The organism is Monashia sp. HAY1-5C (assembly GCF_056755255.1).
In genome coordinates, this window is record NZ_JBPGXG010000626.1 from 1 (window position 1) to 247 (window position 247).

At 39.7% G+C, this 247-nt stretch carries 1 protein-coding gene; it reads left to right on the forward strand.

All coding sequences use genetic code 11. The features are described from left to right. Positions 1-56: 56 nt before the first annotated feature. Positions 57-247: AAA family ATPase (locus ACR9ZK_RS22970; protein ID WP_481344226.1), on the forward strand; the 191-nt coding region annotated here is incomplete at its 3' end.

The window sequence follows — 247 nt, forward strand, 5'->3', positions numbered from 1 at the left end:
GTCTTGCATTAAGAATTCAACAGAAAAAAGTATCGAGAGTTCTTTACGGAAAACGCGTGATCACGCTAGATTTGGCAAGCTTAGTTGCCGGAACAAAATATCGTGGTCAGTTTGAAGAAAGAATGAAAGCGATCATGACCGAACTGGAGAAAAACAGAGATGTCATCTTATTCATTGATGAGCTTCACACTATTGTTGGTGCGGGAAGTTCAACAGGAAGTCTGGATGCTTCAAATATGTTTAAACC